Genomic DNA, 17,274 nt, shown 5'->3' on the forward strand with positions numbered 1-17,274 from the left:
GAAATTGTGACCGAGAGCAAATTCAAGAGCATCAATTTTGGACATAACTTGCAATAACTTTCATTATCGCCGACCTTAGGAGTCATTAATTACGAAGCGCAAAAAAAATCCCCATCCCTTTCTTGCACAGCGAAAAAGTGAACTATGTTGATTCCGTCAAAATTAAGTCGTCCATCCCGTCTTGAACACACTGTGGTTCGCGAACGGTTGCTGGCGAAACTTTCCGGCGCGAACAATTATCGTCTCGCGTTGGTGACCAGCCCGGCAGGTTACGGCAAAACCACGCTCGTTTCGCAGTGGGCTTCGGGTAAGCATGACCTTGGCTGGTTTTCGCTCGATGAAGGCGATAATCAACAAGAGCGCTTCGCCAGCTATCTGATTGCGGCGATTCAACAGGCGACAGGCGGCCACTGCGCCGCCAGCGAAGCCATGGTGCAAAAGCGCCAGTACGCCAGCCTGCCGTCGCTGTTTGCGCAGCTGTTTATTGAGCTTGCCGACTGGCAGCGTCCGCTGTACCTGGTCATTGATGATTATCACCTGATTACCAATCCGGTGATCCACGACGCCATGCGCTTCTTCTTGCGCCATCAGCCAGAGACCATGACGCTGGTAGTGCTGTCGCGCAACCTGCCGCAGTTGGGGATCGCCAATCTGCGGGTGCGCGAGCAGTTACTGGAAATCGGCAGCCAACAGCTGGCTTTTACTCATCAGGAGGCGAAACAGTTCTTTGACTGCCGTCTCGCCTCCCCCATTGAAGCCGATGACAGCAGTCGCCTGTGCGATGACGTCGCCGGCTGGGCCACCGCCCTGCAGCTCATCGCCCTCTCCGCCCGGCAGAAAAACACCTCAGCCCAGCACTCCGCCCGTCGTCTCGCCGGGATTAACGCCAGCCACCTTTCCGACTATCTGGTCGATGAAGTGCTGGATAACGTCGATGCCCGTACCCGCAGCTTCTTGTTAAAAAGCTCGCTGCTGCGCTCGATGAATGACGCGCTTATCGTCCGCGTCACCGGCGAAGAGAACGGCCAGATGCAGCTGGAAGAGATCGAACGTCAGGGGCTGTTCCTGCACCGAATGGATGACTCCGGCGAGTGGTTCCGCTATCACCCGCTATTCGGCAACTTCCTGCGCCAGCGCTGTCAGTGGGAAATGGCCACCGAGCTACCGGAAATTCACCGCGCCGCCGCCGAAGCGTGGATGGCGCAGGGATTCCCCACCGAAGCCATCCATCATGCGCTTGCCGCTGGCGATGCCGCCATGCTGCGCGATATTTTGCTCAACCACGCCTGGGGCATGTTCAACCACAGCGAGCTGGGTCTGCTGGAACAATCGCTGGCGGCGCTGCCGTGGTCGAACCTGCTGGAAAACCCGCGGCTGATCCTGCTGCAGGCCTGGCTGATGCAGAGCCAGCATCGCTATAGCGAAGTGAATACCCTGCTGGCCCGCGCCGAACAGGAGATGGATGTCGAAATGGATACCGCGATGCACGGCGATTTCAACGCCCTGCGCGCGCAGGTCGCAATCAACGCCGGCGATCAGGACGAAGCCGAGCGTCTGGCAATGGTGGCGCTGGATGAACTGCCGCTGGCGAGCTATTACAGCCGCATCGTCGCCACTTCCGTTCACGGCGAAGTGCTGCACTGCAAAGGCCACCTGAGCAAATCGCTGGCGGTGATGCAGCAAACAGAACAGATGGCTCGCCGTCATGACGTCTGGCACTACGCCCTGTGGAGCATGATCCAGCAGAGCGAGATTCTGTTTGCCCAGGGCTTCCTGCAGGCGGCATGGGAGATTCAGGATAAAGCTTTCCAGCTTATCCGCGATCAGCATCTTGAACAGCTGCCGATGCATGAGTTCCTGTTGCGCATCCGCGCGCAGCTGCTGTGGGCATGGGCGCGTCTTGATGAAGCAGAAGAGAGCGCCCGCAGCGGCATCGCGGTGTTGGCAAACTACCAGCCGCAACAGCAGCTGCAGTGCCTGGCGCTGATGGTGCAGTGCTCGCTGGCGCGCGGCGATCTCGATAACGCCCGCAGCTTATTAAACCGACTGGAGAATCTGCTGGGCAACGGCCACTATCACAGTGACTGGGTTTCCAACGCCGACAAAGTACGGGTGATCTACTGGCAGATGACCGGCGATAAAACCGCAGCGGCCAACTGGCTGCGCCAGACGCCGAAACCTGAATTCGCTAATAACCACTTCCTGCAAAGCCAGTGGCGCAACATTGCCCGCGCGCAGATCCTGCTCGGTGATTTTGATTCCGCCGAAATGGTGCTGGAAGAGTTAAATGAAAACGCCCGCTCGCTGCGGCTGATGAGCGATATCAACCGTAACCTGCTGCTGTTGAACCAGCTCTACTGGCAGGCGGACCGCAAGGGCGAGGCGCAAAAAGTGTTAATGGAAGCCTTAACCCTGGCTAACCGCACCGGCTTTATTAACCACTTCGTGATTGAAGGGGAAGCCATGGCCCAGCAGCTGCGCCAGCTGATTCAACTGAATACGCTGCCGGAGCTTGAGCAGCACCGCGCGCAGCGCATCCTGCGCGATATTAACCAGCACCATCGGCATAAATTCGCCCACTTCGACGAGAGCTTCGTCGAACGGCTGCTGAACCACCCGGAAGTGCCGGAGCTTATCCGCACCAGTCCGCTGACCCAGCGCGAGTGGCAGGTGTTAGGGTTAATCTATTCCGGTTACAGCAACGAGCAGATCGCCGGCGAACTGGATGTCGCGGCCACCACGATTAAAACGCATATTCGCAATCTGTATCAGAAACTGGGCGTCGCGCACCGCCAGGATGCCGTTCAGCATGCCCAGCGGTTGCTCAAAATGATGGGATACGGCGTATAACGCCGTTTAGCACAGCTCCAGCTGCAGGTTATTGTCTTTAATCACCTTCAGCACGCCTGCGGGCGGCATGATATCGGTATAAACCGCATCGACCATACTAATGCTGCCCATGTTCACCATCGCATTACGCCCAAACTTCGAGTGATCCACCACCAGCATCACGTGGCGCGAGTTTTCGATAATCGCCCGCTTGGTGCGCACTTCATGGTAATCAAACTCCAGCAGCGAACCGTCGCTATCAATGCCGCTAATACCGAGAATGCCGAAGTCGAGGCGGAACTGGGAGATAAAATCGAGCGTCGCTTCGCCGATGATCCCGCCGTCGCGGCTGCGTAGCTCGCCGCCGGCAAGGATAATGCGAAAATCATCTTTCACCATCAGCGTATTTGCGACGTTGAGATTGTTGGTCACAATCCGCAGGTCATTATGGTCGAGCAACGCGTGGGCCACCGCTTCCGGCGTTGTGCCGATATCGATAAACAGGGTTGCGCCGTCGGGGATTTCGCTCGCCACTTTCCGCGCGATACGCTCTTTTTCCGCCGTCTGGGTCGCTTTCCTGTCGTGCCACGAGGTGTTGACCGAGCTGGAAGGCATCGCCGCGCCGCCGTGGTGGCGCAGGATCATTTTTTGTTCCGCTAAATCATTCAGGTCGCGACGAATAGTCTGCGGGCTGACGGCAAACTGCTCCACCAGTTCTTCGGTACTGACGTATCCCTGTTTTTTTACCAGCTCGATAATCGCGTCATGACGTTGTGTTTGTTTCATGAAATATCCCTGGGAATCTCTACGTTCGTTTTCGCACATTTAGCGTATCGACAAACGCCATCGCCAGCCCGACTGCCAGGCCCGCCACGTGCGCGCCATTGGCGATCGACATGCCGAAAACATCAAACCATCCTGCCACTAACCACACTAAAGAGAAGAGGATCAGACCACGCTGCAGATAAATACCGCTCTGCGGGTCGCGCTCGCCGCGCAGCCAGACATAGCCCATTAACGCATAGACTACCCCCGACAAACCGCCGAACCACGGGCCGCTAACCTGATGCTGGACGAATCCGCTCAGCAGAGCGCTGATAATGGTAATCACCACCAGCTTACCGCTACCGATGCGCTTCTCCACCGCACCGCCGAGATACCACCACCATAGCAGGTTAAACAGAATATGCATCAGCGAGAAGTGCATGAAAGCGTGGGTAAGATAGCGCCAGGCTTCGAATTTCAGCGAAGGATCGTAGGGCCAGGCAAGCCAGATCATCATCGTCTGATCGCCCAGAACGTTTTGCAGTATGAAGACCAGGATACAGGCCAGCAAAATCGCCCACGTAAACGGCCCGGCGTTGTTACGCAGGGTAGCTAAAAACGGGAAGCGTTGATAATGCAATCCGCTATTGGTATGCCCCGATTGCCAGCTGGCGGCGAGATAGCGCGGGTCGGCCGGGTTTTCGAGAAAACGGGCCAGCTCGGCCTGCACCCGCGCGGCCTGGCTTTCATCTGCCAGCCAGACATCGCTCTGCGTGTGCTGTTGGATAGTCAGGATGACCCCCTGCGTCGCCATATAGTCGACAAACGCCTGGGCCACGCGCGGGTTGGCAAAAGAGGTAATCATTAACATACAGCGGATCGCTTATTCCACACAAAGGGGGCTAGTATATACCGTACCGAGCTTATAGCGAGCCGTGCGCGACTTCCGCCGGGAAATGACGATGCCAGGCGTCAAAACCGCCATCGACGCTGTAGACGTTCTCGAAGCCCTGCTGCAGCAGATACTGCGCGGCGCCTTTACTGCTGTTGCCGTGGTAGCACATCACCATCACCGGCGTCTCAAAATCGTTATCGCGCATAAAAGCGCCCAGGGTATCGTTGGTCAGATGAAACGCGCCCGGCGTGTGCCCCATGGCATAGCTTTGCGGGTCGCGGATATCGACCAGCACCGCCTTCTGCTGATGCAGTTTCTGATGCGCTTCTTCTACATTGATACATTCAAATTGTTCCATGATTCTCTTCTCTATTGCACTTCATGACGGGCGGTGACCGACCCTGATTTTACCCGCTAGTGTACCGTCAGGCGGTAAATAAACGCCAATATGTTACATGCATCACTCTGAAATGTTTTTTTGATGTTACCAAAAGCGCGTTTGTTTGCTATAGTGAGCGATATCGAACATTTATGAGCTTAAACGAAAGCGAACGAGGTGCGAGCGTGGAAATCAAAGATCTGATTGTGATAGGCGGAGGCATCAACGGTGCCGGTATCGCGGCAGACGCCGCCGGGCGCGGTTTATCCGTGCTGATGCTGGAAGCGAGAGACCTTGCCTGCGCCACCTCAAGCGCCAGCTCGAAACTGATTCACGGCGGCCTGCGCTATCTGGAACACTACGAATTCCGCCTGGTCAGCGAAGCGCTGGCGGAGCGCGAGGTGTTATTAAAAATGGCGCCGCATTTGGCCTTCCCGATGCGCTTCCGCTTACCGCATCGCCCGCATCTGCGCCCGGCGTGGATGATTCGTATCGGTCTGTTTTTATACGATCACCTCGGCAAACGTACCAGCCTGCCGGGCTCGACCGGTTTGCGCTTTGGCGCGGAATCGGTACTTAAGCCGGAAATCGTGCGCGGTTTCGAATATTCCGACTGCTGGGTCGACGATGCGCGTCTGGTTCTTGCCAACGCCCAGATGGTGGTACGTAAAGGCGGCGAAGTTCGCACCCGCACCCGCGCTATCTCGGCAAAACGCGAAAACGGCCTGTGGGTGGTGGAAGCGGAAGATATCGATAGCGGCGAAAAATTCACCTGGCACGCGCGCGGTCTGGTTAACGCTACCGGCCCGTGGGTGAAACATTTCTTCGACGAAGGCATGCATCTGCGCTCGCCGTATGGCATTCGCCTGATCAAAGGCAGCCATATCGTGGTGCCGCGCGTGCACACCCAGAAGCAGGCCTATATCCTGCAAAACGAAGATAAACGTATCGTGTTTGTCATCCCGTGGATGGATGAGTTCTCGATTATCGGCACCACCGACGTCGAGTACAACGGCGATCCGAAAGAGGTGGCGATCGATGATAAAGAGATCAACTACCTGCTGAACGTCTACAACGCGCACTTTAAAAAGACGTTGTCGCGCGACGATATCGTCTGGACTTACTCCGGCGTGCGTCCGCTGTGCGACGATGAATCCGACTCACCGCAGGCGATTACCCGCGACTATACGCTCGATATTCACGATGAGAACGGTCAGGCGCCGCTGCTGTCGGTATTCGGCGGCAAGCTCACCACCTACCGTAAACTGGCGGAACATGCGCTGGAAAAACTGACGCCGTATTATCAGGGGATTGGCCCGGCGTGGACCAAGACCGCCGTTCTGCCCGGCGGCGATATCGGCGGCGACCGTGACGACTACGCGGCGAAACTGCGCCGTCGCTTCGCGTTTATCAGCGAATCAATGGCCCGCCACTACGCCCGCACCTACGGCAGCAACAGCGAGTGGATCCTTGGCGAAGCGACTTCGCTTGCCGATCTGGGAGAAGATTTTGGCCACGAGTTTTATGAAGCCGAGCTGAAGTACCTGGTCGAACACGAGTGGGTTCGCAGCCTGGATGACGCTATCTGGCGCCGTACCAAACAGGGGATGTGGCTGAATGCCGAGCAGCAGGCGCGTATCAGCGAGTGGCTGGCGCAACATACGGGAAAGTCTGAACTGTCGTTAGCGTCCTGACATACCCCGGGCGGCGGCTGACGCCTGGCCCGGGCTACATCACCGTCTGTAGGCCCGCGCAAGCGTAGCGCCGCCGGGCAATAACCGCGGGTAAAGCGCCGCTTTTGCGCCGGATAGCGGCTGCGCCTTATCCGGCCTACGGACAGTGCCAAGGTGAGCTTAAGATCTCTATCTTGTACCCATGGCCACTGAAACCACCGGTGTTGGCGGCCTCAAAATTGCTGAGACGTTCCCGGAAGACTGGGAGCGCAATGTGCTCTGAATTAACACAAAACACACGTTTTTCCCGAACCAAAACAGTTGCCAACCGATAACCGTATCTACGGCTTGCGCCTGACCCGGGTTACCGATTCACAAATTAAACGAGACTTTTTTTCCAGTCGGCAACGTGACATTTATACTTAGTTCCCCACCCAAGGCCGCAATGTAGCGCTTTAGGGTCGAAAGCCTCGGGTCGTTATCAGCCTGTTCCATTTTAGCGATCGTTGGCTGCTTAACCCCCATAGCCGCAGCCATCTCCGTTTGTGAAATTTGTAACTCTTCGCGAAGCAAGTTTAAAGCGACAGACTGGCGTATCTCTGCCGCTTTCGCTGCAATACGCTGCTGGCTTTCAGGACTCTGTTTCGCCATGAGTTCTTTTAGCGTGCCCATTATCGCTCCTTAGTCAGGTGCTGGCTGAATTCTCTATCAGCCAGGGTAATCATCTCTTTGTAAAAACGTTTCTCATTCATGCCATCCTTATTGCCCGCACATAAAACGATAGCTTTCCGAAGAGGATCAAAAGCAAAAAAGGCGCGGACTGGGAGCCCATGATGCTGAACCCGAAGTTCTTTCATATTCTGAAACTTTGAACCTTTTACCGTATCAACATACGGACGCCCAAGCTGCGGACCAAACTCAGACAGGATAAGCATCGTGGCCAACATATCCTCTTTTAAAGCTCTGCTTTGTAATTCGAACCAGGTATCAAACGTATCCGTCGTTTCTACATCCCACATAGACGATCCCTCATAGCCTAAAGGCTATCATCAACATTATAGCTATTAGGCTATGAACGTAAACTATTTGAGCATTTATCGTACTGCTGGCAAATTCACGTCAATAGTATATTCCCGCAATAGCCTGAATCCCTCCCGGCACTTTTCCGAATAAAACGTTCGCTACACAAACAGAAACGGGGCCAGTTTTGGCCCCGTTTTGCTGATGCTTAACCGATTACAAACGAACCGGGTCGATATGCCAGATATGTTTGGCGTACTCCTGGATCGTGCGGTCGGATGAGAAATAGCCCATGTTGGCGATGTTCATCATCGCTTTATTGGCCCACTCCTCCGGATGGCGGTACAGCTCGTCCACCTTATCCTGGCAATCAACGTAGCTGCGATAGTCCGCCAGTACCTGATAGTGGTCACCGAAGTTGATCAGCGAATCCAGCAGGTCGCGGTAGCGACCAGGTTCCGACGGGCTGAACAGGCCGGTGCCAATCTGCGTCAACGCCTGATGCAGCTCCTCATCCTGCTCATAGTAATCGCGAGGTTTATAGCCGTTACTGCGCAGGGCTTCTACCTGTTCCGCGGTATTACCGAAGATAAAGATATTGTCCTCGCCGACGTGCTCCAGCATCTCGACGTTAGCGCCATCCAGCGTACCAATGGTCAGCGCGCCGTTGAGCGCAAACTTCATATTACTGGTACCGGACGCTTCCGTTCCCGCCAGCGAGATCTGCTCGGAGAGATCCGCCGCCGGGATAATCAGCTGCGCCAGGCTCACGCTGTAGTTGGGGATAAACACCACTTTCAGCTTATCGCCAATCTGCGGATCGTTGTTCACCACCGCCGCCACATCGTTGATCAGATGAATAATATGCTTCGCCATATAGTAGGCCGACGCGGCCTTACCGGCGAAGATATTTACTCGCGGCACCCACTCCGCCTGCGGATCGGCTTTGATCCGGTTGTAGCGGGTGATGACGTGCAGGATATTCATCAGCTGGCGTTTATATTCGTGGATGCGTTTGATCTGCACATCAAACAGCGCCTTAGGATTGACCACCACGTTCAACTGCTGGGCGATATAGTTCGCCAGCCGCTGCTTATTCTCAAGCTTGGCGCGGCGCACCGCCTGGTTCACCGTCGGGTAATCAATATGCTGTAGCAGATCGCTCAACTGGCTTAAGTCGGTGCGCCAGGTGTGGCCGATATTCTCATCCAGCACCTGCGACAGCGGCGGGTTCGCCAACGCCAGCCAGCGCCGCGGCGTGACGCCGTTGGTGACGTTGGTAAAGCGCATCGGGAAAATCTTCGCAAACTCGGCAAACAGCGACTCGACCATTAAGCGCGAATGCAGCTCGGACACGCCGTTGACTTTATGGCTGACCACGACCGCCAGCCACGCCATGCGCACCCGGCGACCATTGGATTCATCAATGATCGAGGTACGGCTCAGCAGAGCAGTATCGTTGGGATACTGCTCCTGCAGCGTCTTAAGGAAGTAATCGTTAATCTCGAAGATAATCTGCAGATGGCGCGGCAGGATTTTCCCCAGCATATCGACCGGCCAGGTCTCCAGCGCTTCGCTCATCAACGTATGGTTGGTATAGGAGAAGACCTGACAGGTCACCTCGAAGGCTTCATCCCAGCTAAATTTGTGCTCATCGATCAGCAGACGCATCAGCTCAGGGATCGACAGCACCGGGTGGGTGTCATTGAGGTGAATGGCGATTTTCGCCGCCAGATTGTCGTAGGTGCGGTGCAGCTGGTAGTGGCGACTGAGGATATCCTGTACCGTCGCCGAGACCAGGAAATACTCCTGACGCAGGCGCAGCTCGCGCCCGGAATAGGTGGAGTCGTCCGGATAAAGTACCCGCGAAACGTTCTCGGAGTGGTTCTTATCTTCCACCGCCGCGAAGTAGTCGCCCTGGTTGAATTTACCGAGGTTGATTTCGCTACTGGCCTGCGCGCTCCACAACCGCAGGGTGTTGGTGGCATCGGTATCGAAACCGGGGATAATCTGATCGTAGGCTTCGGCGATAATCTCTTCGGTCTCTATCCAGCGGGTATTTTTTCCTTCCTGCTGCACGCGGCCGCCGAAACGCACTTTATAGCGCGTATTGTGCCGTTCGAACTCCCACGGGTTGCCGTACTCCAGCCAGTAATCCGGCGACTCTTTCTGTCGTCCGTCGACGATGTTCTGCTTGAACATCCCATAGTCGTAGCGGATTCCGTAGCCGCGGCCCGGCAGACCCAGCGTCGCCAGCGAATCGAGGAAGCAGGCGGCCAGGCGCCCTAAACCGCCGTTGCCTAAACCGGGGTCGTTTTCTTCATCAATAAGCTCTTCCAGATCGAGCCCCATATCGGCCAGCGCATTATTCACATCTTCATAAATCCCTAACGACAACAGCGCGTTAGAGAGGGTGCGGCCAATCAAAAACTCCATCGACAGATAGTAAACCTGCCGCACTTCCTGCGACAGCTGGGCGCGGTTTGAACGCAGCCAACGCTCGACCATGCGGTCGCGAACAGCGAACAGGGTGGCGTTCAGCCATTCGTGTTTGTTGGCGATCGCCGGATCTTTGCCGATGATAAACATCAGCTTATACGCGATAGAATGCTTTAACGCCTCAACGCTCAGCGTGGGTGATGCATAACTAAAGGGTGCATTCATAGCCATAGCTCCTGTGGTTACATCAAGCGTTGATAGAGTTCACGATAGGATTTCGCCGCCACCTGCCAGCTAAAGTCCATATTCATCGCCTGACGCTGAACGTAGCGCCACAGCGATGGCCGCGACCACAACACAAAGGTGCGCCGGATGGCCCGCAGCAACGACACCGCGTTACTGTCCTCAAAGACAAAGCCGCTGGCGACGCCGTCGGCGAGGTTTTCCAGCGAACAGTCGGCCACGGTATCGGCGAGACCGCCGGTGCGGCGCACCAGCGGCAGAGTGCCGTATTTCAGGCCATACAGCTGAGTCAGACCGCACGGTTCAAAGCGGCTGGGAACCAGAATCACATCGGCGCCGCCCATGATGCGGTGCGAAAACGCCTCGTGATAGCCAATCTGCACGCCGACCTGGCCCGGATGTTCGGCGGCGGCGGCGAGGAAGCCCTCCTGCAGTACCGGATCGCCGGCGCCCAACAGCGCCAGTTGCCCGCCCTGCTCCAGTAGGCCCGGCAGCGCCTCCAGCACCAGATCCAGCCCTTTTTGGCTGGTCAGGCGGCTCACCACGGCGAACAGCGGCGCTTTGTCATCCACCTTCAGCCCCATGGCGATTTGCAGCTGCCGTTTATTCTCGGCTTTCTCCTCCAGACAATCGCGGTCATAGCGCGCCGCCAGCAGCAGATCGCTTTGCGGATTCCAGATACCATCATCGACGCCGTTAAGGATGCCGGACAATCGGCCCTCGTGTTGGCGCTGACGTAGCAGCCCTTCCATGCCGTAGGCATATTGCGGTTCGGTGATTTCCCGCGCGTAGGTTGGGCTCACCGCCGTGATATGGTCGGCATAGTACAGACCGGCTTTGAGGAACGAGATCTGGCCGTTAAATTCGAGGCCGTGCATGTTATAGAACGACCACGGCAGCTCTATCTCATTCATATGCCAGGAGTAAAACATCCCCTGGTAGGCGAGATTGTGCACCGTAAACACCGATTTCGCCGGACGCCCACGCGCCGCCAGGTAGGCCGGCGTCAGGCCCGCATGCCAGTCATGGGCATGCACCACCTCCGGGCGCCAGAATGGATCCAGCCCGCAGGCCATTTCGCTACCTACCCAGCCGAGCAGCGCAAAGCGCAGCACGTTGTCGGTATAGGCGTTCATGTTGGCGTCGTGATACGGGCTCCCTGGGCGATCGTAGAGATGCGGCGCGTCGATCAGATAGATACCGACGCCGTTAAAATGGCCGAACAGCAGGGTGATACGCCCGGCAAAGGTATCCCGGCGGGTGACGACCTGCGCGTCGGTAATTCCGCGGCGGATATCCGGATACCCCGGCAGCAGCACGCGGGTATCCACGCCGTCTGCGATCTGCGCCGCCGGCAGCGCGCCGATAACGTCAGCCAGACCGCCGGTTTTTAACAACGGGAACATCTCTGAACATACGTGTAAAACCTGCATTATCGCTCCTGTTTGTGCCCCAGTTTCCGCAGCATGTCGCGCGTAACCAGCACGATCCCTTCTTCTGAACGATAGAAGCGGCTGGCATCTTCTTCCGCATTCTCCCCAATCACCATCCCTTCCGGGATGACGCAGGCGCGATCTATCACGCAGCGGCGCAGGCGGCACGAGCGCCCGACCCAGACATCCGGCAATAAGACTGCCGAATCAATGTTACAAAACGAATTCACCCGCACCCGCGGGAACAGTACCGACTGCACCACCACCGAGCCCGAGATAATGCAACCGCCGGAAACCAGCGAGTTCAGCGTCATGCCGTGACTGCCGGAGCGGTCCTGGACGAACTTCGCCGGCGGCAGCGATTCCATATGGGTACGGATAGGCCAGTGCTGGTCGTACATATCGAGCTCCGGCGTCACCGAGGCCAGATCGAGGTTGGCCTTCCAGTAGGCCTCCAGCGTCCCGACATCGCGCCAGTATGGCTCGGCTTGCGGGTCGGACTGCACGCAGGAGAGCGGGAAAGGATGTGCATAAGCCATGCCAGCTTCGGTAATTTTCGGGATGATATCTTTGCCGAAGTCGTGGCTGGAGTTTTCGTCGAGATCGTCGGCGGCCAGCAGTTCATAAAGGTAATCCGCATCAAAGACATAGATGCCCATACTGGCAAGCGAGCGGGTAGCGTCGTTCGGCATCGCCGGCGGGTTGGCCGGTTTCTCGACGAACTCGATGATCTTCTCGCTTTCATCGACCGCCATCACGCCAAAGGCGGATGCTTCTTCGATGGGCACCGGCATACAGGCGACGGTGCAGCGCGCGCCTTTTTCGACATGGTCGATCAGCATGCGCGAGTAGTCTTGTTTGTAGATGTGGTCGCCGGCGAGGATCACCACATATTCGGCTTTATAGCGACGAATAATGTCGAGGTTCTGCGTCACCGCATCGGCCGTACCGCGATACCAGTTTTCACCGTGTACCCGCTGCTGCGCCGGCAGCAGATCGACAAACTCGTTCATCTCTTCGCTGAAGAAAGACCAGCCGCGCTGGATATGCTGCACCAGGGTGTGCGACTGATACTGGGTAATCACGCCGATGCGGCGAATACCTGAGTTAAGACAGTTAGATAACGCGAAGTCGATAATACGGAACTTACCGCCAAAGTGGACGGCAGGTTTCGCGCGCTTAATGGTTAAATCCTTAAGCCGGGTACCACGCCCGCCAGCAAGGATCAGCGCCACCGATTTGAGAGGAAGTTGACGCGCCAGCATCAACGGATCGTTCTTTTCAAGCCCAACCATGATTAACTCCTTTTGATTCCCCTGCTTCACGGCCCATTCATCATGAACGCGCCGAAAACCCCCAGGGACTATGACCTTTGAAATACGCAAACTCCGTGCGCGGGCCCATGCCAGACAGCCATGATGACCGGATTATCCTCTCCGGCGAATGGAGGAACGGCGCGCCACTCCCCCGCGGGTAAAACCATATCCGCCACCTCAGCGGTGGCATTCAGCGCGATCAGCCAGCGATCGGATAACAGGATTTGCAGCCGCGCGGCGCCATGCTGCCACTCGTCGGCGTTTAACGGTTCTCCGCGCTGATTGAGCCAGCTCACATTGCCGTCATGCTCCTGCCACCACTGATTACGGGTTAACGCCGGAATGCGCCGACGCAGGTGGATAAGCGCGGCGACAAACGCGGTTAATCCGTGATTTGCCCGCCGCCAGTCCAGCCAGGTCAAAGCATTGTCCTGACAGTACGCATTATTGTTGCCGTGCTGGCTATGGCCATGCTCATCGCCCGCCAGCAGCATCGGCGTGCCTTGCGACAGCAGCAGCGTGGTCAAAAGCGCATGTACGCTATCGCGCCGCCGCTCAATCACGGCAAGATTGGCTTCTAATCCCTCTATACCATGATTGTTGCTGTAGTTATTGTTAGTCCCATCGCGATTCTCTTCGCCGTTCGCCTGATTGTGTTTCTGATTGAAACAAACACAATCACGTAGGGTGAATCCATCATGCGCCGTGATCAGATTGATCGTCGCCGCAGGCCGTTTGCCATCGCGGGCAAAGAGATCGCTGGAGGCGGCGAAGCGCTGGGCAAAGTCACCCAACGACACGTTTTGTTGCAGCCAGAAACGGCGCGCGGTATCGCGAAAATGGTCGTTCCATTCGGCAAACAGCGGCGGGAAGTTCCCCACCTGATAACCGCCCTGGCCAATATCCCAGGGTTCGGCAATCAGCTTGATCGCCGACAATACCGGGTCGCGGCGAATGGCCTCAAACAGCGGCGCGCCCTGACGAAATTCCGGCGTGCGCCCCATCACCGACGCCAGATCGAAGCGAAAGCCGTCAACGTGGCACTCATCAACCCAAAAGCGCAGGCACTGCAGGGCATACTCCACCACGCCGGGATGACTGAGGTTGAGCGTGTTACCGCAGCCGGTCCAGTTGTGATAATCGCCGTCGTCCCTGATCCAATAATAGCTGCGGTTATCGATACCGCGCAGGGAGATGGTCGGCCCTTCAAGATCGATTTCCGCGCTATGGTTCAGCACGATATCGAGGATCACCTCGATGCCCGCCGCGTGCAGCGCTTTCACCGCATCGCGGAACTCATCGAGCGCCCGCTGCGGCTGACTGGCGTAGCGCGGCTCCAGCGCAAACAGCGCCAGCGGGTTATAGCCCCAGTAGTTGCTCAGCCCCATCCGCTGCAGGCGGGGTTCGCTGGCGAACTGCGCCACCGGCATTAGCTCCAGCGCGGTAATACCCAGGCGGCGGAAATAGTCGATCATCAGCGGGTGGCCCAGCGCCTGATAGGTGCCGCGGATGGCCTCCGGCAGCTCCGGATGCAGCCAGGTCAACCCTTTGACGTGGGCTTCATAAATAACCGTTTCGCCCCACGGCGTGCGCGGCGGTTTATCGCCGAGCCAGTCGTAATGCAGATCGACCACCTGCGACTTTGGCGCAATGGCTGCGCTATCGCGGGCATCCGGTTCATGCATACCGCCATGCAGACGCTCGTCGTCCAGCAGTTCGCCCGCCACCTGATGCGCGCAGGGGTCGAGCAGCAGCTTGGCCGGATTGAAGCGATGCCCCTGCGCCGGATCCCACGGCCCGTGCACCCGATAACCGTAGCGTAGCCCCGGACGCGCATCGGCCAGCCAGCCGTGCCAGATGTCGCCGCTGCGCGCCGGTAGGTCGTAGCGCCGCTCGTTACCCTGCTGGTCGAACACGCAGAGCTCCACCCGCTCGGCGTGGGCGGAAAACAGGGTGAAGTTCACCCCTTTGCCGTCATAGCTGGCGCCCAAAGGCGTCGGTTTTCCCGCGGCAAGCGTCGTCATCAGGCCTCCCGTACCAGCCAGATGGTCGCCAGCGGCGGCAGGGTAATCGACAACGAATGCTGACGACCGTGACTGGCGACGGACTCGCTCTCAACCACTCCGCCATTTCCGGCGTTACTACCGTGATAATGCATCGAGTCGGTATTCAGCTCCTCGCGCCAGCGTCCCGGCTGGTTGATGCCGAAACGGTAGTTGTGCCGCGGCACCGGCGTGAAGTTGCTGGCGACGATGATTTCATTACCGGCTTTATCGCGGCGCACGAAGATAAATACCGAACGCTCATGATCGTCGACCACCAGCCATTCGAAGCCGTAGGGATCGAAATCAAGTTCATGCAACGCTTTATGGTGGCGGTAGGTATGGTTCAGGTCGCGCACCAGCCGCTGGACGCCGTGGTGCCAGTTGTCGCCACCCTCCAGCAGATGCCAGTCGAGACTGGCGTCGTGGTTCCACTCGCGGCCCTGGGCGAATTCATTGCCCATAAACAGCAGCTTTTTGCCCGGGAAGGCGAACAGCCAGCCGTAATAGGCGCGCAGGTTGGCAAAGCGCTGCCATGCGTCGCCCGGCATGCGGTCGAGAATCGATTTTTTGCCGTGCACCACTTCATCGTGGGAGAGCGGCAGCACGAAGTTCTCGGTGTAGTTGTAGAGCATGCCGAAGGTCATTTTGTCGTGATGGTAGCGACGATGGACTGGATCGAGCTTCATATAGTCCAGCGTGTCGTGCATCCAGCCGAGATTCCATTTGAACCAGAAGCCGAGGCCGCCGTCGGCGGGCGGACGCGTCACGCCGGCAAAATCGGTGGACTCTTCCGCCATGGTGACCGCGCCTGGCGTCTGCTCGCCGAGAATACGGTTGGTGTTACGCAGAAACTCGATCGCTTCGAGATTTTCCCGCCCGCCGTATTCGTTGGGGATCCACTCGCCCGCTTTACGGCTATAGTCGCGGTAGATCATCGACGCTACCGCGTCGACGCGCAGCGCGTCAATGCCGAAGCGCTCGATCCAGTACAGCGCGTTACCTACCAGGTAATTGCTGACTTCGCGGCGGCCGTAGTTATAGATAAGCGTATTCCAGTCCTGGTGGTAACCTTCGCGCGGATCGCTGTGTTCATACAGCGAGGTGCCGTCAAATGAGGCCAGCGCAAAGTCATCCGCCGGGAAATGACCCGGAACCCAATCGAGGATCACGTTAAGGCCCGCGGCGTGGGCGGCATCGATGAAATAGCGGAAATCTTCACGGGTACCGAAGCGGCGTGTCGGCGCGTAGAGGCCGGTCGGCTGGTAGCCCCAGCTGCCGTCGAACGGGTGTTCGTTCACCGGCAGCAGTTCGAGGTGGGTGAAACCCATCCATTTTGCATATGGCACCAGTTGGTCCGCCAGTTCGCGGTAGCTAAGCCAGAAGTTATTGTCGGTATGGCGGCGCCAGGACCCGAGGTGCACTTCATAAATAGAGATCGGCGCATCAAACTGGTTCGCGGCTTTGCGCGCCGCCGGCTGCTCGACTTTGGGCGGCAAATCGCAGATAAGCGACGCGCTTTCCGGGCGCATCTGCGACTCGAAGGCGTAAGGATCGGCTTTGACCCGTAGATTGCCATGAGCGTCGATCAGCTCGAATTTATACAGCTGGCCATTAAGCGCGCCGGGGATGAAAAGTTCCCAGATTCCGGACTCTTTACGCAGGCGCATCGGATGTCGTCGGCCATCCCAGTAGTTAAATTGCCCCACCACCGAGACCCGGCGGGCGTTTGGCGCCCAGACCGAAAAGCGCGTACCGGTGACGCCATCCATGGTGTCGGCGTGCGCGCCCAGAGTTTCGTAAGGGCGCAGGTGCGTCCCCTCGGACAACAGCCAGGCATCAACATCCTGCAGCAGCGGGCCGAAACGGTAAGGGTCGTCAATCAGGTTTTGCTGTCCGTGCCAGGTGACGGCCAGCTGGTAGCGAAAAGCGTTTTTACGCCGCGGCAGGAGGCCGCTAAAGAATCCGCGCGAGTCGAGGCATTCGAGTTTGCCGACTTTACGCCCGGTTTTCGGTTCAATAACCCACACTTCGGTGGCATCTGGTAATAATGCGCGAACTTCCAGCCCCGCCTCGGTGCGGTGCATGCCAAGCACGGAAAAGGGATCCGCGAAATGACCTGCAATAAGCGCATTAATCACGTCTCTATCGATTCGATTCGACATGCTTTCATCCTGTTGTAAGTGTCGCCCTTTCCTGTACCCGGCGACTTTTTTTGACCTGAACGGCGCAGCACCAAC

12 protein-coding genes are annotated in these 17,274 nt (G+C 57.4%); 2 read left to right on the forward strand and 10 right to left on the reverse strand.

Annotation, left to right across the window (positions count from 1 at the left end):
- Nucleotides 1-144: 144 nt before the first annotated feature.
- Nucleotides 145-2,850 carry an HTH-type transcriptional regulator MalT gene (gene malT, locus PGR09_RS14805; protein WP_045394833.1) on the forward strand — a complete coding sequence of 902 codons (2,706 nt, stop codon included), beginning with the start codon at nucleotides 145-147 and terminating at the stop codon, nucleotides 2,848-2,850.
- A 6-nt stretch (nucleotides 2,851-2,856) separates the two neighbouring features.
- On the opposite strand, the gene PGR09_RS14810 is transcribed toward malT, so the two are convergent.
- From PGR09_RS14810 to glpE, 3 genes are read right to left on the reverse strand one after another with little or no spacing between them, the layout of a single operon-like run.
- Nucleotides 2,857-3,615: a DeoR/GlpR family transcriptional regulator gene (locus tag PGR09_RS14810; protein WP_015369351.1), complete on the reverse strand. Its 759-nt coding sequence runs from the start codon at nucleotides 3,613-3,615 to the stop codon at nucleotides 2,857-2,859.
- A 19-nt stretch (nucleotides 3,616-3,634) separates the two neighbouring features.
- Nucleotides 3,635-4,465: a rhomboid family intramembrane serine protease GlpG gene (gene glpG / locus PGR09_RS14815; RefSeq protein WP_015703685.1), complete on the reverse strand. Its 831-nt coding sequence runs from the start codon at nucleotides 4,463-4,465 to the stop codon at nucleotides 3,635-3,637.
- Between the two features lie 52 nt (nucleotides 4,466-4,517).
- On the reverse strand, nucleotides 4,518-4,847 hold the full coding sequence (gene glpE, locus PGR09_RS14820; RefSeq protein ID WP_015369349.1) for a thiosulfate sulfurtransferase GlpE: 330 nt from the start codon (nucleotides 4,845-4,847) through the stop codon (nucleotides 4,518-4,520).
- 206 nt (nucleotides 4,848-5,053) lie between these two features.
- Between glpE and glpD the strand changes: the two genes are divergently transcribed.
- Nucleotides 5,054-6,562: a glycerol-3-phosphate dehydrogenase gene (gene glpD / locus PGR09_RS14825; RefSeq protein ID WP_020077778.1), complete on the forward strand. Its 1,509-nt coding sequence runs from the start codon at nucleotides 5,054-5,056 to the stop codon at nucleotides 6,560-6,562.
- Nucleotides 6,563-6,913: 351 nt separating this feature from the next.
- Here the strand turns inward: glpD and PGR09_RS14830 are convergent, their stop codons facing one another.
- The 7 genes from PGR09_RS14830 to glgB form a co-directional block, all read right to left on the reverse strand.
- Complete coding sequence (locus PGR09_RS14830) at nucleotides 6,914-7,213, reverse strand: helix-turn-helix domain-containing protein (protein WP_045394831.1); 300 nt, start codon at nucleotides 7,211-7,213, stop codon at nucleotides 6,914-6,916.
- On the reverse strand, nucleotides 7,213-7,560 hold the full coding sequence (locus tag PGR09_RS14835; protein ID WP_045394830.1) for a type II toxin-antitoxin system RelE/ParE family toxin: 348 nt from the start codon (nucleotides 7,558-7,560) through the stop codon (nucleotides 7,213-7,215). Before PGR09_RS14835 ends, PGR09_RS14830 begins: the two co-directional genes overlap by 1 nt.
- A 217-nt stretch (nucleotides 7,561-7,777) precedes the next feature.
- A complete protein-coding gene (gene glgP, locus PGR09_RS14840; RefSeq protein ID WP_047047942.1) occupies nucleotides 7,778-10,225 on the reverse strand; it encodes a glycogen phosphorylase in 2,448 nt (815 codons plus the stop codon).
- Nucleotides 10,226-10,242: 17 nt separating this feature from the next.
- Nucleotides 10,243-11,676 (reverse strand): glycogen synthase GlgA, encoded by a 1,434-nt coding sequence (gene glgA, locus PGR09_RS14845; RefSeq protein WP_045394829.1) that lies wholly within the window; start codon nucleotides 11,674-11,676, stop codon nucleotides 10,243-10,245.
- On the reverse strand, nucleotides 11,676-12,971 hold the full coding sequence (gene glgC / locus PGR09_RS14850; RefSeq protein ID WP_015703688.1) for a glucose-1-phosphate adenylyltransferase: 1,296 nt from the start codon (nucleotides 12,969-12,971) through the stop codon (nucleotides 11,676-11,678). The genes glgA and glgC overlap by 1 nt, the downstream gene beginning before the upstream one ends.
- Nucleotides 12,972-13,039: 68 nt before the next feature.
- Nucleotides 13,040-15,016, reverse strand: a complete 1,977-nt coding sequence (gene glgX, locus PGR09_RS14855; RefSeq protein WP_430916271.1) for a glycogen debranching protein GlgX — start codon at nucleotides 15,014-15,016, stop codon at nucleotides 13,040-13,042.
- Nucleotides 15,016-17,199, reverse strand: coding sequence for a 1,4-alpha-glucan branching enzyme (gene glgB / locus PGR09_RS14860; RefSeq protein WP_032706494.1), 2,184 nt, complete (start codon nucleotides 17,197-17,199; stop codon nucleotides 15,016-15,018). Before glgB ends, glgX begins: the two co-directional genes overlap by 1 nt.
- Between the last annotated feature and the right edge of the window lie 75 nt (nucleotides 17,200-17,274).

This window comes from Klebsiella sp. 141251, from assembly GCF_050600725.1.
Taxonomy (GTDB): domain Bacteria; phylum Pseudomonadota; class Gammaproteobacteria; order Enterobacterales; family Enterobacteriaceae; genus Klebsiella; species Klebsiella aerogenes.

Excerpts from the sequence above, each read along its gene's own strand:
- malT (WP_045394833.1), top strand. The coding sequence starts at position 145 with ATGTTGATTCCGTCAAAATTAAGTCGTCCATCCCGTCTTGAACACACT.
- PGR09_RS14810 (WP_015369351.1), bottom strand. The coding sequence starts at position 3,615 with ATGAAACAAACACAACGTCATGACGCGATTATCGAGCTGGTAAAAAAA.
- glpG (WP_015703685.1), bottom strand. The coding sequence starts at position 4,465 with ATGTTAATGATTACCTCTTTTGCCAACCCGCGCGTGGCCCAGGCGTTT.
- glpE (WP_015369349.1), bottom strand. The coding sequence starts at position 4,847 with ATGGAACAATTTGAATGTATCAATGTAGAAGAAGCGCATCAGAAACTG.
- PGR09_RS14830 (WP_045394831.1), bottom strand. The coding sequence starts at position 7,213 with ATGGGCACGCTAAAAGAACTCATGGCGAAACAGAGTCCTGAAAGCCAG.
- PGR09_RS14835 (WP_045394830.1), bottom strand. The coding sequence starts at position 7,560 with ATGTGGGATGTAGAAACGACGGATACGTTTGATACCTGGTTCGAATTA.
- glgP (WP_047047942.1), bottom strand. The coding sequence starts at position 10,225 with ATGAATGCACCCTTTAGTTATGCATCACCCACGCTGAGCGTTGAGGCG.
- glgA (WP_045394829.1), bottom strand. The coding sequence starts at position 11,676 with ATGCAGGTTTTACACGTATGTTCAGAGATGTTCCCGTTGTTAAAAACC.
- glgC (WP_015703688.1), bottom strand. The coding sequence starts at position 12,971 with ATGGTTGGGCTTGAAAAGAACGATCCGTTGATGCTGGCGCGTCAACTT.
- glgX (WP_430916271.1), bottom strand. The coding sequence starts at position 15,016 with ATGACGACGCTTGCCGCGGGAAAACCGACGCCTTTGGGCGCCAGCTAT.
- glgB (WP_032706494.1), bottom strand. The coding sequence starts at position 17,199 with ATGTCGAATCGAATCGATAGAGACGTGATTAATGCGCTTATTGCAGGT.